This is a genomic window from Variovorax sp. GW821-FHT10B04 (assembly GCF_059415645.1).
Genome location: NZ_JBWKNQ010000003.1, coordinates 649,867 through 657,891, shown reverse-complemented (window position 1 = coordinate 657,891; position 8,025 = coordinate 649,867). Strand labels below are relative to the sequence as shown.

Annotated in this window: 9 protein-coding genes and 1 tRNA gene; 3 read left to right on the top strand and 7 right to left on the bottom strand. The window is 60.5% G+C overall.

The features are described from left to right. Nucleotides 1-65 precede the first annotated feature (65 nt). Both istB and istA read right to left on the bottom strand, forming a co-directional pair. Nucleotides 66-869, bottom strand: coding sequence for an IS21-like element helper ATPase IstB (gene istB / locus AC07PZ_RS11295; RefSeq protein ID WP_495295141.1), 804 nt, complete (start codon nt 867-869; stop codon nt 66-68). Then, nucleotides 866-2,359, bottom strand: a complete 1,494-nt coding sequence (gene istA, locus AC07PZ_RS11290) for an IS21 family transposase (protein WP_495295140.1) — start codon at nt 2,357-2,359, stop codon at nt 866-868. The genes istB and istA overlap by 4 nt, the downstream gene beginning before the upstream one ends. A 108-nt stretch (nt 2,360-2,467) precedes the next feature. On the opposite strand from istA, the gene AC07PZ_RS11285 reads away from it, so the two are divergent. Beyond that, complete coding sequence (locus AC07PZ_RS11285; protein WP_495295139.1) at nt 2,468-2,974, top strand: hypothetical protein; 507 nt, start codon at nt 2,468-2,470, stop codon at nt 2,972-2,974. A 14-nt stretch (nt 2,975-2,988) separates the two neighbouring features. Here AC07PZ_RS11285 and AC07PZ_RS11280 read toward each other — a convergent pair whose 3' ends face one another. Next, a complete protein-coding gene (locus AC07PZ_RS11280) occupies nt 2,989-3,222 on the bottom strand; it encodes a hypothetical protein (protein ID WP_495295138.1) in 234 nt (77 codons plus the stop codon). A gap of 496 nt (nt 3,223-3,718) precedes the next feature. Here AC07PZ_RS11280 and AC07PZ_RS11275 point away from each other — a divergent pair, with 496 nt between their 5' ends. Continuing rightward, nucleotides 3,719-4,843: a hypothetical protein gene (locus AC07PZ_RS11275; protein ID WP_495295137.1), complete on the top strand. Its 1,125-nt coding sequence runs from the start codon at nt 3,719-3,721 to the stop codon at nt 4,841-4,843. A gap of 335 nt (nt 4,844-5,178) precedes the next feature. Here the strand turns inward: AC07PZ_RS11275 and AC07PZ_RS11270 are convergent, their stop codons facing one another. From AC07PZ_RS11270 to AC07PZ_RS11255, 4 genes are all read right to left on the bottom strand, one after another. Continuing rightward, on the bottom strand, nt 5,179-5,913 hold the full coding sequence (locus AC07PZ_RS11270; protein WP_495295136.1) for a TraB/GumN family protein: 735 nt from the start codon (nt 5,911-5,913) through the stop codon (nt 5,179-5,181). A 152-nt stretch (nt 5,914-6,065) separates the two neighbouring features. Beyond that, entirely contained in the window at nt 6,066-6,227 is a 162-nt protein-coding gene (locus tag AC07PZ_RS11265) for a hypothetical protein (RefSeq protein WP_495295135.1), read from the bottom strand. A 13-nt stretch (nt 6,228-6,240) separates the two neighbouring features. Then, nucleotides 6,241-6,630 (bottom strand): hypothetical protein, encoded by a 390-nt coding sequence (locus tag AC07PZ_RS11260; protein WP_495295134.1) that lies wholly within the window; start codon nt 6,628-6,630, stop codon nt 6,241-6,243. Between the two features lie 280 nt (nt 6,631-6,910). Further along, a tRNA-Leu gene (locus AC07PZ_RS11255) sits at nt 6,911-6,995 on the bottom strand. A gap of 120 nt (nt 6,996-7,115) precedes the next feature. Between AC07PZ_RS11255 and cysM the strand changes: the two genes are divergently transcribed. Further along, nucleotides 7,116-8,018, top strand: coding sequence for a cysteine synthase CysM (cysM, locus tag AC07PZ_RS11250; protein ID WP_495295133.1), 903 nt, complete (start codon nt 7,116-7,118; stop codon nt 8,016-8,018). Nucleotides 8,019-8,025: the final 7 nt, after the last annotated feature.

The window sequence follows — 8,025 nt, the reverse complement described above, 5'->3', positions numbered from 1 at the left end:
CTGCCCGGCGTCAACTATTCTGAGCGGTCAGCGTCAACTATCTTGATCGGTGCGGTCGAGTGTGGTCATTGAGTAGTTGTCGTTGCGCTGCGGTGGCGGCGGGCCGGCAACGCAGCGCGGCGGCGGTAGCTGTCCACGTTCATCTCCAGGATCGTCGAATGGTGCACCAGCCGATCCACGGCCGCCACCGTCATGGCCTTGTCCGGGAACACCTCGTCCCACGCCGAGAACGGTGCGTTGGCCGTGATGGCGATGCTCTTGCGCTCGTAGCGCTCGGCAATCAGCTCGAACAACACCGAGGTCTCGGCCTGGTCTTTCCTGGCATAGCTGAGGTCGTCCAACACGAGCAGGTCGAAGCGGTCGAGCTTGGCCAACTCGGCCGGTAGACGCAGATCGCGGCGCGCAGCTTGCAGCCGCTGCACGAGCTCGCTCGTGCGCACGAAGAGCACCTTGTAGCCTTGATCGATCAGCGCGTGGCCGATGCCGGCAATCAGGTGCGTCTTGCCTACGCCTGGCGGCCCGAAGGCGAGCAGGTTGTGCCCCTGTGCGATCCACCCGTCGGCCTCGGCCAACGCGGTGATGTGCGCCTTGGAGATCGTCGCGACGGCGTCGAAGTCGAAGCTCGCCAGGCTCTTGTCTGGCGGCAGATGGCTGTCGACCCGGGCTCGTGCAAGCCGGCGCGTCTCGCGCTCGTTCACCTCCTGCTCGAGCAGGGTGCCGAGGAAGCGCTCGGCCGTCCACCCTTCACGGTTGGACTGCTCGGCCAGATCGGCCCACAGCCGTTTCATCGTGGGAAGCCTCAACTCCCCCAGCATCAGAGGCAGCCGCGCGGCATCGGCCGCGGTGCGCGTGGTGGCCGTCGTATTCATGCGGCTTCCAGCAGTTCGTCATACACCGCTGCTGGCGGCAGCATCACCTCGACCACCGGCATCAACGTTGGGCGCGGCGCGAACTGTGCCCGCAATACGTCGATGTCGGGCAGTTCATCGCGCTCGACCAATGCCGCGAGCACGCGGGCGAGCTCGACCACGACGTTGGCCCGGTCGGCCAGATCCAGCAGGTTCACCATCAACCGGCAGGCTTCGCGCTCGCTCAACCGTTGGCTGATGCGTTGCCAGGCCTGGGCATATTCGCTGCGTGGGAACATGGCGTCTCGCATCACCCACCGTGCGAAGGCGCCCGGCTTGCGTCGAAGCGAGGGCATCATGTGTCGCCAGTCGATCCGCTTGGGATGCCGGTCCTGGACGCTGCCGCGAAGTCGCTCGCACTCGAACACCTTCACGCCGCCCAGCCACGCTTCGATGTGTGCGCTGTGCAGCCGAACCTTCAGTCGGTGGCCGATTAGGCGTGACGGGGCGCTGTAGGTCACGCCCTTGGCGGTGAAGACCCCGTACTTGCTGACGCGTGCGTCGACCTCCTCGAAGTCGACGGTGCGTCGCACCGGCAACGGTCGTAGGCTCGCGCGCTCGACTTCCCAAGCTCGTGCACAGCGTGCGTTCAACCTGCGCACCGTCTCGGCGACGAACTGACCGTACGCCTCCATGTCAGCGAACTCCCTCGTGCCACGCAGAAGCAAGGCCTGCTCGAGCGCGACCTTCAGGCTGCCCTGACGCGATTCGATGGCGCCGTTCTCATGGCTCTCGCCGGGGTTGTTGCGGCTTCCGCGCAGCCCATAGTGCTCGCACAGCTCGCGGTAGCGAGCCGTGAGTTCCTGCTGCTCGGCCAGATTGTTGAAGGCCGCCGACAAGCTGTCGGTGCGATGCTCTTCAGGTCCGCCGCCAGCCATCCACAACGCCTCCTGCAGACCGCTGGACAGCGCCTGGAAGCTCTCGCCGCCGAGCACGATGCGGGCGTGGCGCCAGCCACTGTGGGCGAAGGCGAACTGGTACAGCCGATGCGGCAAGACAACTCCGGCAATGGTGACGCCCAGGCTATCGCATACCGTGAAGTCTGACAGGCCAAGTCGGCCTGGCGGGTGTACTTGGGCGAAGAAGATCTCACGATCTCCACCGTGTTCGGCACGCCATTGGCGCACCCGTCGCTGCAGCGTGCGCAGCACCGCACCATCGAAGCGCTGCGGGTAACGAAGCTGCAATTCCTCCAGCACCGTGACGGCCATCAGGCCAGGTGCCGACTCGAGCATCGGCACCACCTCCGACTGCCATACATCCTGCAGCGGGTCAGCACGTGTGCGCCAACTGCGCGGTGGCCTCTGGGATGGCAACAGCACCGCGGATTCGATCCTCCGCGCGCTGGCCACGCTGATGCCGGTCTTGGCTGCTGCAACCTCCTGGGTGTGCTTGCCGCGCAATTGCTTGTACTTGGTCACTTGAAGATCCGATATGCGATTGCCGGGCACTGTGGCTGCCTCCTGAAGAGGCAATCCACTGTAGAACCCGACCGCAAACGCACCCCGGACTGCGTGCGTCAACCGCTCACGATAGTTGTCGTCGAGCGCTCAAGATAATTGTCGCTGGCCAATCCGGCACAGGTTGGGACGGGTTGGCGCCGGCTGCGCGTCGACAGCCATGAAGCGCCGGCGCAACATCGTGCGGACACTGCGGACATCAGTGCGGACATGGGTGGGGACATTTCGAATGTCCGCACTGATGTCCCCACCCAAATGTCCCCACCTGCCGGCCAGGGGGCGCACGGCTCAACTGCGAACCCTGCGGGGAGTGCACTACAGCGGGCGGTGCTGCACAAGGAGGACTTCGCCGGCCGCCTGAAGGAGCTGCACTACCGGCAGGAGGCCGAAAAGGTGATCGAGGCCTCCGTCGCTCGCGAGGTGCTGTTCAGTGAGTTCGACGCCCAGCGGGATGAGTGGTTGGCCTGGCCTGAGCGGTTTGGAGCCTCCATTGCGAAGGACCTTGGCATCCAGGAGAGCGCCCGTGTGCATGAGGTGCTGGCGGTCTTCGTGCAGAAGCAGCTGACGACGCTGGGCCGGCCGAGTGGCGAATTTCGGAAGCGGTAGCGGCTCCATGGCAGTTAACCAAATTCGTTAACCGCCGTGTTAACCAGCGGTTGATTAACAGTTTGGTTAACAGCCTTTTTCTCGGTGTTCGGAGGCTGCTTGCGATACCGCTCCAGCATCGAATCCGATGCCTCGACATCGACGTCCTCTCCAATGAAAACGATCCAGCCGCGCGTTTTCCATTTCGTCACTGCTGGCTTGGAAACACCATGGCGCTTCGCGTAATCAGTGAGTGAGCAAACGGTCATGTGTTAACCAAATTTCAAAACTTGGCGCTGGGAAAACAACGCGCGTGCGCAGTGCCCACGTTTAGTCAAAGCCTTGGGAGGGACCCGTGTTTGAGCTGCCGCACGACGCTGTCTGCCCATCAGCATCCTTGCTAAAAAACGTCAAAATTTCGCGATCTGAGAGGCGTTACTTCAGATGGGGACTCGTCTCGACGTGGTGAGCTGCCCGCAGCAGCACGAATCGCGGATGAGCTCCGCAATGGCTACAGGGTGGAAATTTCTTTCCATATACGCAGGTGACCTCGTGGTCGGCGGTGTGAACGTTGTCATGGATCACCTTGTAAATCCCTGAATGCGGAACCGTATCGCCTGGTTTGAACGTATCACCGATTGCGGCCATGCATGTCCTTGTAGTTGACGTGCAGGATAGAGATGGCTTCGGCGGATGCGCAATCACCTAAAAGGGTGAGAGGAGCAATAGAAAATTCTGTATAGATCGACGATGGCAGAATCAGGAATGAGTGACGCCAACGGACCTTCGCCTGAAATCAAGAAACGCAGTTTGGCCCATCTCTTGCCGGATAAGAAGGCTGTCGAGACAAGCATCGGCATGCTGTTCGTCAGGCATGTGAATGTGTCGGACCTCGAAGCCCTAGAGGTGGACCAGCAGGCATTGGGCAAGACGCTAGTACGTCTGCTTTGCAGTCGCGCTGAGGACAAGCGTGACAAGTCTTTCCTGGCAGAAGAGGATCTCATCGCGCTGACTGGCGAGGATTTTGGTGTGCTGGCACCGGCAATTGCAGACCGGAACAATTGGAAAGGGCTCCCTGCAGGCGCCGGCTTAGTTGAGCTTGGTAGTGCTGCAAAAATAGGGCTTGATTCGGATCGAGCAGGCGTCGCAAAGATGAACGCCGATCTCCATGCGTCAATTAAGTCGAAGTATCAATTTCTCGACCAAACTGTGCTCGGTAAGTTGCAAAAGCAGATGGCCGATCTGAGCAAACTTGGCGTTCTGGGCCGCAGCGTCGCAGAGACTCAAAAATGGGCGTCTAAAGATTCAGGTATTACTGCCTTGAAGAGTGTCCTGCAGGCTGATCCGATGAGATTGGCTATGCCACAGATTAATGAGGTGCCAAGGATCCACATTCCTCGGCCCGAAGAATCCAAGCTTGGTAGGGCTACGCTTGCTAGTGCGGAGTATTCGAAGCAATCAAGCGAAAAAATCGATGCGCTTGTTCAAGTTGTTGCGGGTCTAAATCAGACGGTGGTGTCCGAAATTCTCCCAGCTTGGACCGCGAAGTTCGCTGCGGATCAGGACGCCGGCAAGACCGCGTTTGAGCAGGCCGCTCAGGGCCTACGATGGACTCGGCGGGCCGTTTACGTATCGGTCATTGTCACAGCGCTAGCTACCGTGTGGCAGGTCTGGGTCGCGTATGCAATCGACGGCGGCAACGCGGGCCAACAGAAGCGGGTTGAAGACGCATTGCGCGAACAGCTTGCCGCTCAGCGGACGATGATCGAGCAGCAGGCCCGTGAGGGGGCTATGCTTCGTGATGCGCTCCGGGCCTTAACAGCCTCCCCAGGCGCCAAGCTAGAAAAGCCAGTCGATGGCCTGAAGCAAAACAGCCGCCATAAGCCCTGACTTTCTAGCTTCGATGTCGGTTCTGGGCCAGCTGGAAGGCCGAGCAGTGGGGCATCTTCGCCGTCAGCGTGCTGTTCGGCGCTGCGTGGCTCCGGGGGCTGTGAGACGAACAGGCCATCCGCTGGCTGCGGCCGAGCCTGGCATTGCCTGGGGGGCACCAGCCGACCTGCCGCCGAACGCCTTCCAGCTGCTGAACGTCATGCTCGGGGCGCTGTCGATCGCATTCGGCCAGGTGTGCAACTACTGGCTGGGCTCGTCCGCGGGGTCAAAGCGTGCAGGGGACGCGGTACGGAAAATCGCTGAGCAGGCGGGGGCATCAAAGGCATAGCGGTATGTCAGTTCGACTGCGTGAACTCCATGTCGTAGTCGCGAGACAGAATTTCGAGAAGGTTGCCCGCGCCGCATAAGTGGCCCATGCCGCAGACGATCAGCGTCCTCTTGCCGCCGCGCGCAAGCTTCGCAACGACGGGAGCCCATGCTTTGTTTCGATGAGAAAGCAAGGCCTGCAGAATCTCTGGGGAAACATTCTCTCGTAGCAATTTGGCCATCTGGTCCAGATCGCCGTTCACCCATGCACGCACCATCTTTTCGAGCAGGCGCTTGGACTGCGGCGTCGTTCCAAGGCGCTTACTGATCTCACGCTCGTACACCTTCGAGTCGAGCTCCTCGAACCCTCTCATGAAGATCTCAGGCGTTTCGAGCTCGAGCAGAGGCCCGCGCTCGGCTGTCCACTCTTCGATGCAACTCTCTACGCCAGGGACCGTGCTGATCCCCAGCATCCCAATCGTGAACATGATCCGTGGCAATGACGCATCCTCCAGACGTCCGGAGTTCGCCGGCCAAATGGGCCCGAGCTTCGAAAGCGTTGCAAGAGGGAGCGACGATGAGCGGTGTCTGGATGGAAGGGCAAATGTGATGCCGGCGCGCGATGAGTGCATTTCCACCGCGATTTGCTCGGCCCAGTCGACCTGCGCACGAACTGCGGGCTCCCAACCTTTCACGGCCCCCTTTGGGAAGACGTGGATCGATGGGAGGACTCGCACCTGCGTGCCGACAATTTCGATGAACATCAGAATCCTCCGCGGCCTGAACGGCCCCGCGCGGGGGAGTGTGTCATGCACAGACCGAGGCAGGAGGCTAAGGGTAAGCTAAACCTCTCCGTCGACCGACAGGCGCAAAAAAGCCCGCCGAAGCGGGCCTTTTGACGAAAACGTGTTGATGCTCAGGCGTGCTCTTTCACCAGAGGTGCAGATGCCAGCATGGCATCCAGCTTTTCGTTGATCGAGCGCGTCTCTTCGATCGCCTCTCGAATCAGCGCCGTAAAGTCGCGATCGGTCTTTGGGTTGGACATCGCGTACAGATCGAACTTCATAAGATCGTTCATGTTCACCTCTTAGTTAAAACCTTGCCTGTTTTTCCATCTTCAGGATGGCAGCGTTGTAATCGTCCTTGTCGCCGTTCTTCAAGGCACTCGCAACACACTGCACCAACCAAATCTGCTGTTTCGCGTTCATCACCAAACGTTCCTCGAACACTTGCAGTGCACCAGCAGTATCCAATGTAGTTAAGACTGATTCGACTACCTTCAAGCTCAGCAGTATGTCCTCGATAGACGGACTGATCTTGTGAGTGAAATGCTCGAATCCGAACTTCATATGAGCCTGCAGCACCTTGTCCGCAGTCTGAAGGATCTCGCCCCACAGAACTTCAACCGAGGGTGCAATCTCCGCCCAGCGCTCCTGTGCCTCAGGGTTCAGCGTCGTTTGTTGTTCTTCTTCTTGATCCACTTCGTTCCTGCCTACTAGCAGACCTTTTTTTGTTACAACTGCTATTTTAGGGTCCTGTGGATAACTTGACAACGCTGTCATTAACAACAGTCGTTAACAAGCAACCATCAACACCCACTTCTGCACATACATCTTCAGAGTAACTACGGAGATGCAAGTTCCTTGACTTCTGTACACCCTTGCCACTGCGACGGGGGGAATGCGGAACGCCTCGCGGAACGAATGCGGAACAACTTCCTTCACGTGAGCGCGCACTATCATGGCGAAGTGCGTCAAACCGTGGTGCCCGGGGCCGGAATCGAACCGGCACGCCTTGCGGCGGGGGATTTTGAGTCCCCTGCGTCTACCAATTTCACCACCCGGGCGCGGGAGAGTGCAGCCCAAAATTATGGCACAGTGCGCGGCATGCTCCCGCAGATTCGCAAGCCAAAAATATCGTCGGCGGGTGTTCCAGGCTGCCGCAAGCAGCGCGACACGAGAGAAACATGACCTATCCCACCATCGAAGACGCCATCGGCAAGACGCCGCTGGTCGCGCTCCAGCGCATCGACGCAGCCGACAACACACGGCGCGGCAACGTGATCCTCGGCAAGCTCGAGGGCAACAACCCCGCCGGCTCGGTGAAGGATCGGCCGGCGTTATCGATGATCAAACGTGCCGAGGAACGCGGCGAGATCAAGCCCGGCGACACGCTGATCGAGGCCACTTCCGGCAACACCGGCATCGCACTCGCGATGGCTGCGGCGATCAAGGGCTACCGCATGGTTCTGATCATGCCGGAGGACCTGTCCGTCGAGCGTGCGCAGACCATGAAGGCATTCGGCGCGGAACTGCTGCTCACGCCCAAGAGCGGTGGCATGGAATACGCGCGCGACCTGGCCGACCAGATGGTGGCGCAGGGCAAGGGCCGGGTGCTCGATCAGTTCGCGAACCCCGACAACCCGCGCATCCACTACGAAACCACGGGCCCCGAAATATGGGACGCCACGCAGGGGCGCGTGACGCATTTCGTGAGTGCCATGGGCACCACCGGAACGATCACGGGCGTGTCGCGCTTCCTGAAGGAAAAGAACCCCGGCGTGCAGATCATCGGTGCGCAACCGGATGACGGTTCGCGCATACCCGGCATCCGCAAGTGGCCGCAGGAATACCTGCCGAAGATCTACGACCCGAGCCGCGTCGACCAGGTGATCAACGTGAGCCAGGACAACGCCGAAGAGATGTGCCGCCGGCTGGCGCGCGAGGAGGGCATCTTCGGTGGCATCTCGGCTGCCGGCGCGCTCTGGGTGGCGCTCGAAGTCGCCAAGAAGGTCGAGAACGCAACCATCGTCTTCGTCGTTTGCGATCGCGGCGATCGTTACCTGTCGACCGGCGTCTTTCCTGCCTGAGGCCTCC

Excerpts from the sequence above, each read along its gene's own strand:
- istB (WP_495295141.1), bottom strand. The coding sequence starts at position 869 with ATGAATACGACGGCCACCACGCGCACCGCGGCCGATGCCGCGCGGCTG.
- AC07PZ_RS11280 (WP_495295138.1), bottom strand. The coding sequence starts at position 3,222 with ATGACCGTTTGCTCACTCACTGATTACGCGAAGCGCCATGGTGTTTCC.
- AC07PZ_RS11275 (WP_495295137.1), top strand. The coding sequence starts at position 3,719 with ATGAGTGACGCCAACGGACCTTCGCCTGAAATCAAGAAACGCAGTTTG.
- AC07PZ_RS11270 (WP_495295136.1), bottom strand. The coding sequence starts at position 5,913 with ATGTTCATCGAAATTGTCGGCACGCAGGTGCGAGTCCTCCCATCGATC.
- AC07PZ_RS11265 (WP_495295135.1), bottom strand. The coding sequence starts at position 6,227 with ATGAACGATCTTATGAAGTTCGATCTGTACGCGATGTCCAACCCAAAG.
- cysM (WP_495295133.1), top strand. The coding sequence starts at position 7,116 with ATGACCTATCCCACCATCGAAGACGCCATCGGCAAGACGCCGCTGGTC.